The organism is Colwellia sp. BRX10-9 (genome assembly GCF_014077405.1).
Taxonomy (GTDB): domain Bacteria; phylum Pseudomonadota; class Gammaproteobacteria; order Enterobacterales; family Alteromonadaceae; genus Colwellia_A.
Genome location: NZ_JACGVV010000051.1, coordinates 1 through 18,167, shown reverse-complemented (window position 1 = coordinate 18,167; position 18,167 = coordinate 1). Strand labels below are relative to the sequence as shown.

15 protein-coding genes and 1 pseudogene are annotated in these 18,167 nt (G+C 36.4%); 4 read left to right on the top strand and 12 right to left on the bottom strand.

The window, feature by feature from the left end; all coding sequences use genetic code 11:
- The 9 genes from tolA to H4J69_RS18590 all read right to left on the bottom strand — a co-directional run.
- On the bottom strand, positions 1–354 hold a 354-nt coding region (gene tolA, locus H4J69_RS18630; RefSeq protein ID WP_182252030.1), incomplete at its 3' end, for a cell envelope integrity protein TolA.
- 3 nt (positions 355–357) lie between these two features.
- The gene (gene tolR, locus H4J69_RS18625) at positions 358–783 is read right to left on the bottom strand and encodes a protein TolR (protein WP_146798955.1); all 426 of its coding nucleotides are present in this window, start codon (positions 781–783) and stop codon (positions 358–360) included.
- Positions 784–798: 15 nt separating this feature from the next.
- On the bottom strand, positions 799–1,482 hold the full coding sequence (gene tolQ / locus H4J69_RS18620; protein WP_070376296.1) for a protein TolQ: 684 nt from the start codon (positions 1,480–1,482) through the stop codon (positions 799–801).
- The gene (gene ybgC / locus H4J69_RS18615; RefSeq protein WP_182217695.1) at positions 1,472–1,882 is read right to left on the bottom strand and encodes a tol-pal system-associated acyl-CoA thioesterase; all 411 of its coding nucleotides are present in this window, start codon (positions 1,880–1,882) and stop codon (positions 1,472–1,474) included. The genes tolQ and ybgC overlap by 11 nt, the downstream gene beginning before the upstream one ends.
- A gap of 505 nt (positions 1,883–2,387) precedes the next feature.
- Complete coding sequence (gene ruvB / locus H4J69_RS18610) at positions 2,388–3,392, bottom strand: Holliday junction branch migration DNA helicase RuvB (RefSeq protein ID WP_146798954.1); 1,005 nt, start codon at positions 3,390–3,392, stop codon at positions 2,388–2,390.
- A gap of 123 nt (positions 3,393–3,515) precedes the next feature.
- Positions 3,516–4,139, bottom strand: a complete 624-nt coding sequence (gene ruvA / locus H4J69_RS18605; RefSeq protein ID WP_070377216.1) for a Holliday junction branch migration protein RuvA — start codon at positions 4,137–4,139, stop codon at positions 3,516–3,518.
- Positions 4,140–4,214: 75 nt separating this feature from the next.
- Complete coding sequence (gene ruvC, locus H4J69_RS18600; RefSeq protein WP_146798953.1) at positions 4,215–4,751, bottom strand: crossover junction endodeoxyribonuclease RuvC; 537 nt, start codon at positions 4,749–4,751, stop codon at positions 4,215–4,217.
- Between the two features lie 445 nt (positions 4,752–5,196).
- A complete protein-coding gene (gene aspS / locus H4J69_RS18595; RefSeq protein ID WP_182245041.1) occupies positions 5,197–6,996 on the bottom strand; it encodes an aspartate--tRNA ligase in 1,800 nt (599 codons plus the stop codon).
- Positions 6,997–7,171: 175 nt separating this feature from the next.
- A complete protein-coding gene (locus H4J69_RS18590) occupies positions 7,172–10,018 on the bottom strand; it encodes a transporter substrate-binding domain-containing protein (protein ID WP_182217697.1) in 2,847 nt (948 codons plus the stop codon).
- Positions 10,019–10,199: 181 nt separating this feature from the next.
- Here H4J69_RS18590 and cmoA point away from each other — a divergent pair, with 181 nt between their 5' ends.
- The 4 genes and pseudogenes from cmoA (at position 10,200) to yfbR (ending at position 13,140) form a co-directional block, all read left to right on the top strand.
- Positions 10,200–10,934 carry a carboxy-S-adenosyl-L-methionine synthase CmoA gene (gene cmoA, locus H4J69_RS18585; RefSeq protein WP_182171727.1) on the top strand — a complete coding sequence of 245 codons (735 nt, stop codon included), beginning with the start codon at positions 10,200–10,202 and terminating at the stop codon, positions 10,932–10,934.
- 8 nt (positions 10,935–10,942) lie between these two features.
- The gene (gene cmoB, locus H4J69_RS18580; protein ID WP_070376289.1) at positions 10,943–11,905 is read left to right on the top strand and encodes a tRNA 5-methoxyuridine(34)/uridine 5-oxyacetic acid(34) synthase CmoB; all 963 of its coding nucleotides are present in this window, start codon (positions 10,943–10,945) and stop codon (positions 11,903–11,905) included.
- 121 nt (positions 11,906–12,026) lie between these two features.
- Positions 12,027–12,353 (top strand): annotated as a pseudogene (locus tag H4J69_RS18575) (HD domain-containing protein); the annotation flags it as partial.
- A gap of 196 nt (positions 12,354–12,549) precedes the next feature.
- The gene (gene yfbR, locus H4J69_RS18570; RefSeq protein WP_182245039.1) at positions 12,550–13,140 is read left to right on the top strand and encodes a 5'-deoxynucleotidase; all 591 of its coding nucleotides are present in this window, start codon (positions 12,550–12,552) and stop codon (positions 13,138–13,140) included.
- 545 nt (positions 13,141–13,685) lie between these two features.
- Here yfbR and H4J69_RS18565 read toward each other — a convergent pair.
- The 3 genes from H4J69_RS18565 to H4J69_RS18555 form a co-directional block, all read right to left on the bottom strand.
- Positions 13,686–14,126: a TIR domain-containing protein gene (locus H4J69_RS18565; RefSeq protein ID WP_182245038.1), complete on the bottom strand. Its 441-nt coding sequence runs from the start codon at positions 14,124–14,126 to the stop codon at positions 13,686–13,688.
- A 13-nt stretch (positions 14,127–14,139) separates the two neighbouring features.
- The gene (locus H4J69_RS18560) at positions 14,140–15,582 is read right to left on the bottom strand and encodes an SIR2 family protein (RefSeq protein WP_182245037.1); all 1,443 of its coding nucleotides are present in this window, start codon (positions 15,580–15,582) and stop codon (positions 14,140–14,142) included.
- A gap of 1,022 nt (positions 15,583–16,604) precedes the next feature.
- Positions 16,605–17,630 (bottom strand): hypothetical protein, encoded by a 1,026-nt coding sequence (locus tag H4J69_RS18555; protein WP_182245036.1) that lies wholly within the window; start codon positions 17,628–17,630, stop codon positions 16,605–16,607.
- Between the last annotated feature and the right edge of the window lie 537 nt (positions 17,631–18,167).

Genomic DNA, 18,167 nt, shown 5'->3' with positions numbered 1-18,167 from the left:
TAGCGCTTTTTTTGCTGCTGAGTCAGCTGCCTTTTTCTCTAGTAATTTTTTCTTTCTTTGTCGCTCAAGTTCTTTAATACGTTTTTCTTCTTTAGCACGTTTTACCCTAGCGGAAGCCACTTGTTGTTCCAAGTCTTTTAACTGTTGAGCATCATCAAGTTTTTTTTGCTTAATTTTATTAACTTGTGCTTCAATTTTACTTTTATCAACAATAGTTGCCTGAATAGTCTGTACTTGCACAACTTTGGGCGCCACTTTGGGTTCGCTGTCAAAATCGCCCATCAATAATACCGCAGCTAATACGATATGTAATAAGAAACTCAATGATAATGCGATAGCAAATTTTCGGCTCATTAATTATTTAGCTCCAGGGTCTGTCATTAAACCAACCGATGGAACACCTGCTTTTTGTTGTAATAACACCATTAGTTGTATTACAGCATCATAAGAAACAGCACCATCACCGTTAACAACGACTGGCGTGTCAGGTTCAACTTTTAAATGGGCAGCAACCAGTGTTGCCACTTGTTCAGCTGACATGGGTTCATTCTTACTGGTACCGACCGCTAAATAATAATTACCGTCGGCATCAACGGAAGCGACTAAAGGGGGTTTTGACTCTTTATCAAGCGCTTCAGCATCGGCCTTAGGAAGGTTAACTTTCACACCTTGAGTGATCAATGGTGCGGTAACCATAAAAATAATCAATAACACCAACATAACATCAATGTAAGGAACAACATTGATTTCAGCAACTTTACGGCGTCTTACTCTTTTATACATAAGATATTACTCCGTTTATGCTGATGGTTCACTGGTACTTTGACGTTGTAAAATACTGGAAAATTCTTCCATAAAATTACCGTAGCCATTTTCTAATTTTTCAACATGGTGGCTAAAACGATTAAAAGCGATCACTGCTGGTATTGCAGCAAATAAGCCCATAGCCGTGGCAATTAATGCTTCAGCAATACCCGGAGCAACCATAGCAAGTGTTGCTTGCTCAACAGCGCCAAGTGCAATAAACGAATTCATAATTCCCCAAACAGTTCCAAACAAACCTATGTACGGACTAATAGAGCCCACGGTCGCCATAAATGGCAAGTGTGTTTCAAGATGGTCAACTTCACGTGAAAGTGCAACGCGCATTGCTCGATGAGTTCCGTCAACAATCGCTTGTGGTGAATCCATATTGCTTTTTCGTAAACGGGCAAATTCTTTAAAGCCTGATACAAATAAACTTTCAATACCGGTGGCAGGACCTTTAGACGAAACTTCATTATAGAGTTTACTTAGGTCTGCTCCGCTCCAAAACTTATCTTCAAAGATTTTCATTTGTGCCTGTGCGTCGTTAAGTGCTTTTCGACGTTGAAATATCATCGCCCAACATGCAATAGAAAAACCGAGTAGAATTAACATTACACTTTTAACTAACAAACTGGCTTGAAGGAATAAATCAAATATAGAAATTTCAGCTGACACGTTTTAACGCTCCTAATATTTTTTCGGGAATAGCACAGGGTTTGGCAAGTGCTAAGTTAACACAAGCAATTTGGACAACAACAGCACAAATAAGCTTATTTTGCTGATCACTTATTTGTTGAGTAAAAACCAGACTGGCGCGTTTCAATTCGCTAATCCATGAGGTAACAATAAGTAAATCATCTAAGCTGGCTGAAGCTACATTATCCATTTCCACTCTTCTGACCACTAAACCAATGTTTTGTTCTAAAAAAGATGATTGATTAGCGTTTAATTCTCTCAACCACTCAGTACGTGCACGTTCACAAAACTTTAAATAGTTTGCATGGTAAACAATACCGCCGGCATCCGTATCTTCATAATATATCCTAACTGGATAAACGTGTTTAATATCTGGCATGAGTTGTATGATGTAAAACGCTCAGTGCATCGTTATTTGTATTTTTATCGTTAAAAATAAAACTCGAGACACTCAATTATAATTTCTTCTATATTAATGATAATAACTTCTGACGACAAGCGTTTAGTGGTAATCGAATGTAACATTTTGAGAAATAGTTTCTAGCGGAGAATTACCGGTTTGTACCGCGCTGATTAAAGACACACCAAAAAAGTAACATTAGTTTTTCTAATGCGAAATATCTAATTTTTTTATCTTGTATAAATAGAACACTTACTCTAAAATCCACTTGTTGTTCGAGCTAGCGTAATAATTATTCAAGTTTATCTTCACTGATATAACGGGGTAGTTGATAGCCAGACAATTTGAATAGATTTTATCTCTTCTCTCTGACATGTTTATTGGAACCCTATTTCCTCTTATCAACTTAATTTATAAGTTGGCCCACATAATTTATGTGGGCTTTTTTTTACCTAAAATTTGATATAACGATGTGGATTGGTTATTAAACCGGCTTATCTAAACCAAAGTGCTGGTAAGCACGTTCAGTTGCTATACGCCCGCGCGGTGTTCTTTGCAGGAAACCTTGCTGAATAAGATAAGGTTCAATAACATCTTCAATTGTTTCGCGCTCTTCGCCAATGGCTGCTGCGACATTATCAAGGCCAACAGGACCGCCCATAAATTTATCAATAATCGCTTGCAATAATTTCCGGTCCATTAAATCAAAACCTTGATCATCAACCTCTAACATATTTAGTGCTTTAGCGGCCGTTGCTTGGCTAACAATGCCTTGTGTTTTCACATCGGCATAGTCACGGACTCGACGTAATAACCGATTAGCTATTCTTGGTGTGCCACGAGAGCGCTTGGCTACTTCAAATGCGCCTTCTTCATCAATAGGTAGCTTGAGAAAGTAGGCTGAACGTTTAACTATTTCAGTTAAATCTTTAGTGTTATAGAACTCAAGTCGTTGCACAATGCCAAAACGGTCTCTCAGTGGCGAGGTTAAGGCGCCGGCACGGGTCGTTGCACCAATCAAGGTAAATGCCGGTAAGTCTAATTTTATTGAACGAGCAGCGGGCCCTTCTCCAATCATGATATCTAGCTGATAATCTTCCATTGCGGGGTAAAGGATTTCTTCAACCACAGGACTTAGACGATGAATTTCGTCAATGAAGAGCACATCATTTTCTTCGAGGTTAGTCAGTAAAGCCGCTAAATCTCCGGCTTTTTCTAAGACAGGACCGGAAGTTGTGCGGATATTCACGCCCATCTCATTAGCAACAATATTGGCAAGTGTGGTTTTACCTAAACCAGGAGGACCAAATATCAATAAATGATCGAGTGGTTCATCGCGCTTCTTTGCTGCCGCGATAAAAATTTCCATTTGAATTTTGACATGATCTTGTCCAGTATAATCGGCTAGTAGTTTAGGACGAATAGCACGATCAATGGTTTCTTCTTCTGGCTGGGCAGTAGGTTCAATAAGACGATCAGCTTCTATCATTATTTTCTCTTGTGTCTTTGCTTATTTAAATACGGCTAAGTGAGTATTGTCAGGCCGATGTTACTATTAGCAGCCTGTTATTTACGTGTTAGCTTTATCTACATTTTATCAATGCAGTAGATATTAAAGCATTGACTTTAATGCGTCACGAATAAGATCTTCACTCGTTGATTCTGCTTTAAATACGTTTCGTATCGACTTTTCAGCTTGTTGCTGACTGTAGCCTAAAGAAACTAATGCGTTAATCGCATCACCTTTTGCATTAGTCACAAAAGTATTTTCATGATGAAGCTCAATCGGAAGTGTTCCCGATGCTAATGGCGATGCCGTATGAGTGACTTGCCAATCTTTTAAACGGTCGCGCATTTCAATAAGTAAACGTTCAGCTGTTTTTTTCCCAACGCCTGGTATTTTTACAATGCTGGTCAAGTCGTCATGAGCCACACAGCTAACAAATTGGTCTGCAGACATGCTTGAAAGTATGGCAAGGCCTAATTTAGGGCCAACACCATTAACTTTAATAACCAGTCTAAATAATCTACGTTCGATTTTATTAGCAAAGCCATATAATAATTGCGCATCTTCACGGACCACAAAGTGCGTATAAATAATCGCTTGTTCGTTTAATTCAGGTAAGGCATAAATACTGGTCATTGGCATAGTAACTTCGTAGCCAATCCCCCCACACTCAATTAAGACTTCTGGTGCTAATTTTTCTAATAATGTTCCACGTAAACGACCAATCACAGCTAAAACCTTCTCTACATTAACTTTTGGCAACCATACCACTATATATTTATACAGTAAAGTCGCTTGCGTGGTTTATCGTAATCGTCCACGGACGATTTTACTAACCTGCCCCGCCATTTTTGCAAGAGTATCATGGCTATGCGCATGACAAAGCGCAATAGCGAGTGCATCGGCAGCATCCGCTTGGGGCATAGCAGGCAGTTTTAAAATAGATTTCACCATGTGTTGTACTTGGCTTTTATCGGCGGCGCCCGTGCCAACAACCGATTGTTTTATCTGTCTGGCTGAGTATTCTGCAACCGGTAAGCCTTTATTGGTTGCCGCAACAATAGCAGCTCCTCGCGCTTGCCCCAACTTCAACGCGCCACCAGGATTAACGCCCATGAAAACTTGTTCTATAGCAAAAAGTTCGGGAGAAAATTGCAGGATCAACTCAGAAACACCAGCAAAAATAGTTTGTAGACGCAGGCTAAAGTCATCTTCCTCTTTATTGCCCGCATATGCTTTTATACAGCCACTGCCCAAATATGAGATTTTGCGACCTTCTTTTTTTATAACACCGTAACCGGTAATACGTGAGCCAGGATCGATACCTAGGATTATGGTCAAATTGAGTTCTCTTATTTAATAGTATTTTTAACGAAAGCAGGAATGGCTTAAAAGAGTATCGAGATTATGCGTTGAAGTCAGTTAAATGGCAATGTCGTCGTTCATTTTGACAATGAACGTTATGCAGATAAGAACTGTTATTCAGATACTGAAATGAATTCAGCATGACGACAGGAGCCCTAGTACATCCTCGGCTCGTGCATCCATGCTTCGCTCTACCTTCTGCATACATGCGGTCGTGACCATTCGTCGTTCCTTGCAATCCATGGCGCCACAACATTGCCTAGAGGGATCAGGGTCTATGATTTACCTAGAAAAAAATGACCTGTACAAAGCAATAATACAGTGAAGGCATGGTTGCCTAAGAACTGTCATGACCGTACATTCTATAGATAAAAAAAGCAGCTAATTAGCTGCTTTTTATCGAACGCTGATTATTTATAAACTATTCAGCTAAAGGTTCTTCTTTCTTTTCAGCTTTAGGTAAACAAGCGATGCCCAGTTCAACAAGCTGTGCTGGATTTGCTTTACCCGGTGCATTGGTTAATGGACAAGCCGCTGTGGTTGTTTTTGGAAAAGCCATAACATCACGAATTGATGATGCGCCAGTCATTAACATTACTAGGCGGTCTAAACCAAACGCTAAGCCAGCGTGTGGTGGAGCACCATACTGAAGTGCTTCAAGTAAAAAGCCAAATTTTTCTTGCGCTTCTTCGTCACTAATACCCAAAATTCTAAAAACTGCAGCTTGCATATCTTGGTTATGAATACGTACCGAACCGCCGCCTAATTCACAGCCATTTAACACCATATCGTAAGCATCAGAAAGCGCGCCAACAGGGTTAGCTTCTAATGCTTCAGCCGTTAAATTAATAGGTGCGGTAAACGGGTGATGAATTGCATGCATGCCGCCATCAGCTTCTTCAAACATTGGGAAGTCAACAACCCACAATGGTTTCCAATCACCTTGTAATAATTCTAAATCTTCGCCTAGTTTAAGACGCAATGCACCAAGTGATTCAGTAACAATATTGTACTTGTCAGCGCCAAAGAAAATAATATCGCCTGTTTTAGCGTTAGTACGTGTTAATAACGCTTTTACCGCTTCTTCATTTAAGAACTTCAAGACCGGCGATTGTATGCCGTCAATACCAGTACTTAAGGCTGCATCAACATCATTAACTTTTAACCAAGGCATACCTTTAGCACCATAAATGCCAACATACTTAGTCAGTTCGTCAAGACCCTTGCGTGAGAATTTTGCAGCACCACCCGGAACACAAATTACCGATACACGGCCTTTTTCGTCGTTTGCAGGTCCAGAGAAAACTTTAAACTCTACATCTTTAACAATATCAGCAACATCCACTAATTCTAGTGGATTACGTAAATCAGGTTTATCTGAACCAAAACGTGTCATTGCCTCTAAATAAGTCATACGAGGGAATGTGCCTAAATCAACATTCATCAAATCTTTAAATAATTTAACGATCATCGTTTCAGCAACATTCATCACTTGCTCGCTGCTCATGAATGACGTTTCAATATCTATTTGAGTAAATTCAGGCTGACGGTCAGCGCGTAAATCTTCGTCACGAAAACATTTAACAATTTGATAGTAACGTTCCATACCCGACATCATTAACAATTGTTTAAACAACTGAGGTGACTGCGGTAAAGCAAAGAACTGACCTTTATGTGTGCGACTTGGTACTAAATAGTCACGTGCACCTTCAGGTGTTGCCGCAGTTAAGATAGGTGTTTCAATATCTAAAAAGCCCTGCCCTTCTAAGGACGTTCGCACTGCCGATGTTACTTTTGCACGAAAGCGCATACGTTCTGTCATCTCGCTACGACGTAAATCTAAATAGCGATATTTTAAACGTTGTTCTTCTGAATTATTTTGGTTGGAATCAAGTGGTAATGGTGCAGACTTATTTAAAATAGTCAGCTCTAACCCTAAAATTTCAATAGCACCGGTTTTCATGTCTTTATTAATTTGACCTTCAGGTCGGGCACGCACCTTGCCTTTAATTTGAACACAAAATTCATTACGTAAGGTATTCGCTTTCGCTATAACTTCAGGTAAATCTGGATCATAAACGACTTGTACCATACCTTCACGATCACGTAGATCTAAAAAGATCACCGCACCTAAGTCTCGACGACGGTTAACCCAGCCGCATAAAGTAATTTCTTTGCCAATGTGAGATTCGTTCACATCACCACAATAAAGATCGCGCATGTCTGTTGTCCTGATAATACTAACTAGCTCATGCAAAGTATTAGCATGGCAATCGTTAGGATGGAAAATTGCCGACATTATAAAGGAATATGACGACAAAAAAAGCATTAAGGGGAATAGTGACCGTAAAATGATTAAAAAATATTTTACGGATGATAAAATAGTTTGGTTTTATTTATTTAGCTGCGTATGTCTCTGAGTTGAAGACATAATGATTTTTTCCATTTGCCTTAACCCTATACATTAACGTATCGGCAATTTTTAGCAGGTCATTATCTGTCACACCATCATCGGGATACATAGCAATACCAATACTACAACCAATATTAACCCGTTCCACCGACAATTCAAAAGGCTGCTGCATCAGCTTTAATACTTTGTCGGCAATATAAGCCGCTTCACTTTTTTGATGCAAACCTGTTAGCAGTAGAACAAATTCATCACCACCAAAACGAACAACCGTATCTGACTGTCGAACACAACTTTTTAGTTTATTAGCCACTTTGACTAACAGTTCATCGCCAACATCATGGCCATGGGTGTCATTTATAGTTTTAAAACCATCAAGATCGAGAAATAAAACGGCCATTTGTAATTGTTGGCGCTGATGGAAGCTAATGGCAGTATTGATCCGGTCTTTTAGCAATACTCGGTTGGCTAACCCGGTTAATTCATCATGGGTCGCCATATGTTTCATTTTTTCTTCAAGCAATTTACGCGTTTTTATTTCACCATATAAGCGCCTATTCCACATTATTATCGCAATAATAATAATGAGAATAAGTACACCAATTTGTGCTGAGACTCGCATGACAACATCTTTATTAAACCCTGTTTCTATATTCACTCCAAACCAGCGGTCATAAATTTTCTGTTTTTCATTCTCAGAAATAGTCAATAAGGTTTTGTTTATGATTTGTTGTAATTCAAGCCAATCCGGTCTAATGGCAAAGTGACTGCTGTCCCTTTGCAATTCTTCCAACACTGACATATCTAAAACACTGAGACTTTCTCGTTTCATTAATTCAGAAGCCGACGCTATATTAGAAATAAAACCGTCAACCTTACCTTGCTGAACGGCAAGTAGACCCTCATTGTGAGTATCAACGAGTTTTAACGATATTAAGGGGTGTTCTTTTCTAATAGCAGACGATAGATAGTAGCCTTTAATAACGGCTAATGTTTTACCATGAAAACTGTTAAGTGTCAGTTGAGAGCCCAATTGACGTTGGTGTAAAATGACCCAAGGCATACTCCAATAAGGTTGAGTAAATAGAACCTGTTTCTTTCGCTCTTGCGTCACAGAAATACTGGCAAGCATATCAATTTTTTCCTCGACTAATCCTTGATATAAGTCATTCCAGCTATCAAAAAATGTAAATTCGAACGCTAAAGCAGAGCGATCTGATATCAACTTAAGTACATCGGGGTTGATACCTGTTACTTGGCCTTTTGCATTAACAAATTCCATTGGCATCCAGTTTTTAACCAGTCCAACATTTACTTTTTGATTTTGCTCTAGCCATAATTGTTCAGACTGAGATAAGCTCACTTTTTCAGCAGAGCGAACAAAATAGCCGTTATTTTTATCGATAAGCCAATTTCTCTCGAGTCTAATAAGTTGCTCAATAGGAATATTGTTAAAGCCTTCGTTAATCAATTCAACCAATTTATCATTACCCTTTTTTACTAAGGAATAAACTGGTGTTGGGAAAGTAACATTTTTTAATTGATAAAATGAAGATTGTAAATTGCTTTCTATTAAACGGGCATTTAGGTATTCTTGAGCACTGACCATAGCATCAACATTGCCTAATTCAGCCTGATGAAGAAGTTCATTAGCTGTCTGGTAAACCTGAACTTTTAGATTAGGGTACCTCTTAGTTAAGGTGTTTTCATAAGTAGTCCCTGCTAAAATACCTATTCTTTTACCTTGTAAGTCTTTCAATGAATAAACATTATCAATTCGGGTAGAAACAAACACGCCAGCATCAACACCATAAATTTGTGAAGCGATCTGTAATTTATTATTAAAATTTTCGGCTGAATAACCAATATGTATATCGACATCACCGCCTTGTAACATCGCTAATTCTTGTGATGGAGATTGAGCAATAAATTCAATTTCAATGCCACTTTCTTTCGCCCATAAACGCCATAAATCAATAAATAAACCTTGCGGTTGCCCCGTAGGAGACACCGCCATATAAGGCGGTGCTTGTGTTAGGAAGCTTAATAACAATGTTTTGCTACTTTTCTCTCGTCCTAACCATTTTTTTTCTATTAGCGATTTTTCGGCAACCGTAATTTTATCAAAACCTTCAACGATAAAGTCTTTTAACAACGTATTCTCTATTGATGTGGCGGCTACATATTCACCTTGATAGAAACTAATTCTTTTGTAAGGTGGGTATTGTTTATTTAATTCAAAATACTCACTAAAAAGTTTAGAAGGTTTTTCAACGTCCGTATAAACCATTATTTCGTTAGCTAATGCCGCTTGATATAAGACATGGCGATTTTCGTATAAACGTAATTTAAGGTGTGGATATTTTTCTAAAATGATTGCGGCATGACTTGACCCGCGAACCGAACCAATAATGTAAGGTGACAATTGGCTAATTTCAGTTAAATTAGTAAAATCTCTATGGGTATAAAAATAGAAATCGTGATAGAAAAATGACGGTGTAAGCAATAATTCTTTACTGCGCTCTACTGTTTTAGTCATTCCGCCATGAATGTCAACTTCACCTGATTGAACCTGTGATAATGTTGATAACCAGTCCGTGGTAATAAATTCAATTTTAACACCTTGTCGCTCTGCCCATAGCTTCCAAAGATCGGGCATTAAGCCATCCGCCTGTCCTTTGTCATTGAGGAACATATAAGGATAGCTGGTTTTGTTTATCGCTATTGTGAGTGGCTTTGCTGAGATTTCAAAACGTTCATTGTTTGCTTGCACTGTTATAGCAAAACACATCACCAGTAAGATTAGACAACGAACAAAATAATTGAGTTGCAACAGCAATTCCTTAATGGTTAAAGTGGATGAAATAACAACGATTATAGACCTTATTCGTCATAAGTTGCAGGGTAAATTTTAGCTTTAACTACTAAAAAGTACGCAATACTACCCTATGACAATAAATTTGGGTTAAAATAACGCAAAATTGATATTTAAATACCAAGACAAGTTCAGCCTAATGAAACCATCAGAACCCGATTTAATTTTTTCAAAAAAACAAAGCCAAATTAAAGATTTTACTTTTGACGCACATGTTGTCGAAGTTTTTCCTGATATGATTTCCCGCTCTGTACCTGGTTATAATACCATTATTGATACCATTGGCCGCTTAAGTCAGCGTTTTGTCACTGACAATAGTCATGTGTATGACCTAGGATGCTCACTCGGCGCCGCAACGATAGCCATGCGTAAAGCGATCACCGCAAAAAACTGTAAAATTATAGGTGTTGATAATTCTTCTGCCATGGTGGAGCGCTGTAAAATGCATGTTAGTGCATTCAAAGGTGCTACACCGGTAGAAATTATTGAAGGTAATATTTTAGATATTGAGATTGAAAACGCTTCAATGGTAGTACTTAATTTCACCTTACAGTTTATTGAGCCAGAAATACGCTCGACATTAATAGATAAAATAGCCAAGGGCTTAAAGCCTGGTGGCTTATTGTTATTATCAGAAAAAATATCAGCTGATGATAAGATATGTAATGAACTACTTGTCGATTTGCATCTCGACTTTAAACGCGCCAACGGTTATAGCGAACTAGAAATAGCCCAAAAACGTACCGCTATTGAAAAAGTTATGCGCATTGATAGCTTACCCGAACATATTGCACGCTTAGAAAATGCTGGTTTCAACCATCAAACGCCTTGGTTCCAATGTTTTAACTTTTTTTCACTCATCGCCATTAAGTAACTTTATTCATGTCATTCAATAAATTTTATCAAGAAATAGCTCAAAACCGCCTAAGCCATTGGTTAAACACTCTTCCTGCGCAACTTAGCCAATGGAAAAAAGAACAATTGCATGGCGAGTTTGCCCAATGGCAAAAAACCTTAACCGCTTTACCAAAGACGACACCATCAGTCGTTAATATCAGTGACGGAGTAACTGTCGGTAAAAAAGAAGATATTACTGAAGGTGAATATAAGCGTTTAGAAAATTTACTGAAAAAATTTAAACCCTGGCGTAAAGGCCCTTACCATATCCATGGTTTGCATATAGACACTGAATGGCGCTCCGATTTTAAATGGGATCGTTTAAAAGAGCATATTAGCCCACTCAACAATAAATACGTTTTAGATATTGGTTGTGGCAGTGGCTATCACTTATGGCGTATGCGCGGTGATGGAGCTAAATTTGTTGTTGGCATAGACCCAACACAATTATTTTTTACACAATTTAATGCTATTCAGCACTTTGTTAACGACCCTAAAGTCAACTTATTGCCGTTAGGTGTAGAACAATTACCTGAGCTCAATGCCTTTGATACCGTATTTGCCATGGGTGTTTTATACCATCGCCGTTCTCCTATTGATTTTCTTTACCAATTAAAAGCACAGTTAGTAAAGGGTGGCGAGTTAGTGCTAGAAACTTTAGTGGTTGATGGTGATGAACATACTGTTTTAGTGCCTGGCGAACGTTATGCTAAAATGCGTAATGTCTGGTTTTTACCTAGTTGTGATGCGATGTGTGCATGGCTTTCGCGATGTGGATTTAAAAATATACGGGTGGTCAATACCGATATCACCGCACTTGATGAACAACGAAAAACTGACTGGATAGATACTGAGTCACTGGCTGATTTCCTTGACCCTGACGATAACAGTAAAACAATAGAAGGTTACCCCGCGCCAAAACGCGCTATTTTTATTGCTAATACTTAAGTTGTCGAGATAAGTAGTCTGTTAATTATCTGCAGAGTATATTTAGGTAGTGACTTTTATTATTTAAGTATGTGATTATGATAGGTAAAAAATTTAACACAATTAAGATAAAAGGGTGTCTATGAACGAACTTTGGTCGCAGCGAAAACTAGCTAGTGTTGCAAAACGTCTAAATGATCACCGTAGCCCTTTTCAGCGTGATCGTGCGCGTATACTCCATTCTGCTGCTTTTCGTCGCTTACAGTCTAAAACCCAAGTGATGGGCAGTGGACAAAGTGATTTCTATCGAACCCGTCTTACCCATTCATTAGAGGCAGCGCAAATTGGCTCAGGAATTAGTGCCCAATTAAGAAACAAGCATGCACAATTATCTGCTGAGCTTTTTCCTGATGATGAGAACTTAATTGAATCTATTTGTTTAGCCCACGATATTGGTCACCCTCGCTTCGTTATAAACAACCGAATTATGTATGTTTGAACAATTGAATGAGTGACAAGCCAGATAATAAGGCATAATAAATCATAATCCTTGCCATTATAACATACATTTTAACACATACATAAAATAAACAATGTAAAAATGTTCAATAAACATCAAACATACGTTTACTAAATTATTAAAAACCAATATCAAGGTGGTAATTATGAAAAATAGCGCATTTTTAGCTTGGATAATACGAATGAACCTAGTTACTAGATGGAATCCTATGCATAGTATTAAAAAGGAAAATGTAGCAGAACACAGTCATCAAGTTGCTGTTATAGCTCACCTACTGGGTGTAATTAAAAACGAATACTGTGATGGTAATGTAAGTCCTGAGCGACTAGCAACCATAGGATTATATCACGAAGTTTCTGAAACTAAATTACAAGATATTAATCACGTAACAAAATATAGCAGTCCTGCCCTTACAGAAGAGTTTAAGAAGATAGAAGATATAGCAGAAATAGAGTGCTTGAACACACTTCCTGACAAGCTGCAAAAGATTTTCAAAAGCTTAGTTGTTCAAAAGAATGTAAATAAAGAAGATAAGATTATTGTAAAAGCTGCTGACGTAATTAGCGCATACTTAAAGGCATGTGATGAGCTTAAGTTTCAGAACCCTGAGTTCGTAAATGTTAAAAAACGATTGGAGGGGAAAATTAATGTCTATAAAGAAGAAATGGAAGAAGTAAAAATATTTATGGACATGTTTGAATCAGGCTGCTTGGTTAGTATTGACGAGTTATCTTAGTGCTGGGCACTCCCCTATTTGAATTAATAATGTTAGTTATTTTAATTCAACAAATAGAACAGCTTACTTTTGACTGTTTTGATACTGGTTCAAAGAATCTGAGGCTTTGGTCACAAAAAAGGTGATGCAAAAGGCTTATGATTTATGAAATATAATCCGTCATTATATTTCTATTTATCAAAATCAAGGGGTTAAAGAAGATAAACTCACAACAATAATTGTATGAATATATATCTACATACAGTCTGTAAAGTGCAAATTTCTGACATTAGGCTACGATTTTTTACATATATTTTAATGAGTTCGTGTCATATTACTGATCAGTCTTAGCCTTAATTATAAAACACTCTTCACTTACCTATGTGAATAGACATCAATAGTAGGATTTCTAGACATTAAATGAGATAGAGACGTTTTATGTAATATTCACTTTTGTCACATTGAAGACATTAGCTACACATACAATAAACCTTAATCGGATTAGGTTATGTATAACTAACGATCCAACTTCAGAGTCCGAATGTAGGAACTTCGTATTTGATTATTTATCTACCAGCATCTTTCGCTGCTTTTTCTATCCAATTTCCCATATTGTTATAACCATCATCACTATTCCAGAGATAAAACGCATAGCCGTTTGGAATTTTACCGCATCGTTCAGAGGTCTTACCTTGAAAATTCTTAATTTTACTTACATCAATTCCTAAAAGGCCATTACCTCGCTCAATACTTTTTTCAATCTCATACTTAACCCAACGGCTACTACAAGTTTTATCCCCCACCAAAACAACGGTTACAGACGTACCTTCTAACTGCTTGTCTATCCAGTTTTTAATTGCGTTGTCGCCCTTTCGTTTGACTTCTTCAAAATCAGCGGCATCAATAAAACCTGCTGCTTGCTTTCCTTGTGTTGCCCAGCTATTTCTTACAGTCATAGCCTTGGAAACGTCTTTATATTTAAAACTAAAAAATGCCTGTCTTGCCATAGTTTCTACTCCTTTATTGTACTATTTTATTTAATATTTCAATGACTATATCTACCTTTTGAGATAATGGACTTTTCGAATCTGCTAGTTTCTTTATGAGAGGCACTATTACACTGTGATTTTCAAAATAATCTTCTGGTGAATCAAGGATCAAATCGCATATGGATTTAGATGCATATCCAGTACAACCTACAGGTATACATAAATTCCCTTTAGACTTAGATATTTCAAACTCTCTCATGAGTCCATTAGCTACCACTATTTCATTATCAACAAGCTTATTTCCAAACAAAAATATTGAAACTCCACTTAATGAAATTATTTTGTGACGATATTCTTCCCAAAGAACAGGTAATTTTTTCTTACCTGATTCAAATTGAGGGAACGGTTTTAGTACTAATTGAGATTCAGAATATTTTAATGGTTTCTCATTAATAGCTTCTAATGCTCCATTAATCACTGAACTTCCAACCCCCCATCCAAATCCATTTACGATTCGAAAATTATGTTCAATAATTTTTTTTGATAATACATGTATAAAGCCAAGAGCTTCATTTTTATCATACGGTAAGTATGTTTCAGCGCTTCCAGAAATAAATATTGTCTTCTTTTTAAACCTTCTCTCAATTTCTTCAAAAATAGCAGTGATTTCTTGGTATTTATCAATAATTAATGATTTTATCCCATACCTTTTTAAGTCGTTAATAACCAACTGCTGTTTTCTTGAGTTGTAATCTAAAGTTGCTTGGTCTGGATTTAAAGAGTCGAGTAAGCAATGTTTTTTGATAAGGCAGTAATGTTGCCTCTTATCATCACTGAACCTAAAGTTTAGGCGACTTAAAACATAATCTAAATTAGGATCAGTAAAACTAAACCCAATGAATAAAAATGTTTTAGTCGTTAGTTCACCTGTTAATGCATTGAGAAACGGTTCATGCGTTTGATGATATTGTTCATAGTCTTCTTTCGTCAAAATGGCATCAGTAGGATGCTCCGCATCACCGTGCATTTTATAAATTACTACGTCTCTTTTAGATTTATTAGAAAGCAATTGTTTATTTGTAAACTTGGTGTCTGTTACTTTGTTTTCTTTTGCAAAAGCTTGTTCTATCAATTTATCATAATTAGTCGTCCATATAGAAGATATGGGCAATCTTGCTATGATTTTATGATTTGAAGTTTCTTCTGCTATTTCTGTAAACTCTTCAATAATTTTTCTGTTAATTTTTGACCTTGTGCGATTTTCATTCACATGAAATTGAGCCAAGGAAACCAAATCACTCTCTCGATCAACATCTAGCCCTAAGTCATGTGCAATCTCTTGCATCAATTCAGACCAATTAACAAAACCAGCTGGTATAGATAATCCAGCACCAGCAAAAATAGAGGCTGTTCCATCATTAAGATCTTTTACATAATCTCGGATAAAAATTTCAATTTCATTATTAAACTTCATTCAAACATCCATATTTATATTATTGTGATACATAGCTAAATACTTTAAAAAGCATAACACTTATTTTGATCCAACCTGCATAACCACTGCTCACAAAAATCTTATTACGTAAGGTCAATATCACATAATTTCATAGCCTTAGATAGTTATAGAAAGAAATTTTTACTATTTGTTTGATATCACGCAAATGTCCTAAAATGATTATTTTAAGAAAACTTATAAATACAATTATATCGTTGACTGTCCAGTGTGTTAATGCTGAAACTACTTTGTAATTATTTCATTAGAAAATATATGGCTATAATTTTTAGGATAAAGTCAGTAATGCGCACAAAGTTATTGTTAATATTTTTCAGTCTCAACAACTTCTGAATTAATCTCACCCAGAGGACTTAAATTTCGATTTTTTTCCAGAGCTATCACTACTGAAACAGTTGGTTTCGTTTAGCTTTCTTGTTGAGATAATCTCACTTTTAATGTCTAGTCATAAATGGCTATAACAAAATCATTAAAAGATAAATTATTTGTACGACATATTGGTTTTTAATTCGTACATGTACGAAAGTAGAGAATAAGACTTTTGAACACAATAAACGGTAGCAGTACGAAAGTTATAACTTAAGTACACTGTTAAAATCGTTACGCAGTAACGAACTGGTGCATATAAGATGAACAAATAAAGCATTAACGAAGATATGCGTAGATCGATCTTGCACCTCCATACTAATATTTAATTTAAAGTAAATTAGCACGTGAATTTGGTGACTAAATATTAATGTGATATCAACAATAAAGGCAAATATACTCTAAAAAGTAATGACTCTTGAACTAAATCGAATTTAAAGATAATAGATTGAGACACAGCCAGAAATTTTCGGAACTGAAAACATTAACGATCACTTAGTGCTAGAAGCAGGTTTCCTCCGACAAATGATGATAATTATAAATTGATAGTTGAAAGTAGGGGAATAACTGAAGAGGGTTATAAAGCTTATTCTAACTTCATAACCCATTTTTAATGCTTAATTAAAATCGAACGGACATTTAGCTATATTTGAAATAGATGTCCAAGTTAAGTCATTCACAGGTTTTGTTTCAAAATTTATTTGATATAAAACCTTACTATCTATATCATAATTATTAATTTTACCAAAAAAATAACCATTTACTTTCTCATGTACCTTTCCTTTCCACATCACTTTTACTTTGTCATTCGCTATATCTTCTACAAATCCATAATAGTTATCAAAAGAACACACCTTTGCTCCACGGGATAAGTTTTGATTATTTGCTTTTCGGTTCCCCCAATTATTGCTGGCATCGGAATTTAAACGTTCTAAATATTCACTTTGCTGAGAATAGAATTTTTTTGAAGCTGCCGCTTCTAAACGTTTTTTGTTGAGTGTTGAATGCTTTTCCCAATCTATCCCTTTAACAATTGCGGCAATTTTTTCAAAAGATTTCCACCCATAAGAATGACTAGAAACAACCTTACCTATTCCGTTATCTGATTGATAATTAGTATCAGATAATTTTCTCTCTATTATCTTTAGTTCACTTTCAAGGTCTTTGCTCAGATTTTCTCCTGAATAATAATAAACAGTATCCATAGCTTTTTGTACTTGTAAGTCATATGAATTGAACGGGTCTTGGGTGTAAACTTCAGAACGAGTTCGGCTACTTTTTCTATTAACAGGTATTTTTAGTTCAACAGCGCATAGACCATCTTTTTTTAGGAAATAGTGTACCGCTCGCAGTTTATCTGCATATTGATTGCGATATTCATTCCGATAAGGCAGCAAAAATCCTGTAGTAAACAATCCTGTCTCTGGATTATAAAATCCCCAAAATTGTCCTGTATTAATAATTAGAAGACCATCATATTTATATAAATTCTTACAAGTTCTTAATTTCGGATTAGTTTGCCAAGTGTGTAACTTCTGCAAATCAACATAATCCACAGGTTCACCGTCCGTAAAATCTGTTTGAGCAGCACATCCCCCAAAGAGAAATACGATTATTGATAAACTCAGTATTTTTTTAAACATTACTTGCTTCCATTCTTATTATTTGTGTTTACGGAATGTTACAAAGTAATTAGATATATGTAAACCCATTTCAAGTGATTTATAAATACCTTACATTCATATACTTATCTAATTTTGTTTCTGCGTTACTCAAAGTTCGCAGGAAACTCTTTTCACTAATTCGAGGTATTGAGTTTTACATATTACTGCCCATCGAACTATTTTTTTACAATTAGCCATTATCAAAATTCCCATATGCTCATTTGCGGGGAATCTAAGCTATCAGGAAGCTGCAAGCATAATATGATTAATCGGCCATATCCGCTGTAGATCAATAGTGGATGTTGTGAAAGGTGACTCAACCTCAAACGATGCTCAGTCAATAGTTTCTCGTTATCACTATTTCTAACTATTAATAGTGATAACGATCAGCATTTCTCACTAAAAACTAATGTCTGCATAATTTGTACAAAATAGCTGTAATTAGTCGCTTATCGTTGCTGTTTGAAGTCAAAAAGACGCTGTTAAGCTGTTATTCATCACATAAACTAATCTCGT

Excerpts from the sequence above, each read along its gene's own strand:
- tolR (WP_146798955.1), bottom strand. The coding sequence starts at position 783 with ATGTATAAAAGAGTAAGACGCCGTAAAGTTGCTGAAATCAATGTTGTT.
- ybgC (WP_182217695.1), bottom strand. The coding sequence starts at position 1,882 with ATGCCAGATATTAAACACGTTTATCCAGTTAGGATATATTATGAAGAT.
- ruvB (WP_146798954.1), bottom strand. The coding sequence starts at position 3,392 with ATGATAGAAGCTGATCGTCTTATTGAACCTACTGCCCAGCCAGAAGAA.
- aspS (WP_182245041.1), bottom strand. The coding sequence starts at position 6,996 with ATGCGCGATCTTTATTGTGGTGATGTGAACGAATCTCACATTGGCAAA.
- cmoA (WP_182171727.1), top strand. The coding sequence starts at position 10,200 with ATGAAACCATCAGAACCCGATTTAATTTTTTCAAAAAAACAAAGCCAA.
- cmoB (WP_070376289.1), top strand. The coding sequence starts at position 10,943 with ATGTCATTCAATAAATTTTATCAAGAAATAGCTCAAAACCGCCTAAGC.
- yfbR (WP_182245039.1), top strand. The coding sequence starts at position 12,550 with ATGAAAAATAGCGCATTTTTAGCTTGGATAATACGAATGAACCTAGTT.
- H4J69_RS18565 (WP_182245038.1), bottom strand. The coding sequence starts at position 14,126 with ATGGCAAGACAGGCATTTTTTAGTTTTAAATATAAAGACGTTTCCAAG.
- H4J69_RS18560 (WP_182245037.1), bottom strand. The coding sequence starts at position 15,582 with ATGAAGTTTAATAATGAAATTGAAATTTTTATCCGAGATTATGTAAAA.
- H4J69_RS18555 (WP_182245036.1), bottom strand. The coding sequence starts at position 17,630 with ATGTTTAAAAAAATACTGAGTTTATCAATAATCGTATTTCTCTTTGGG.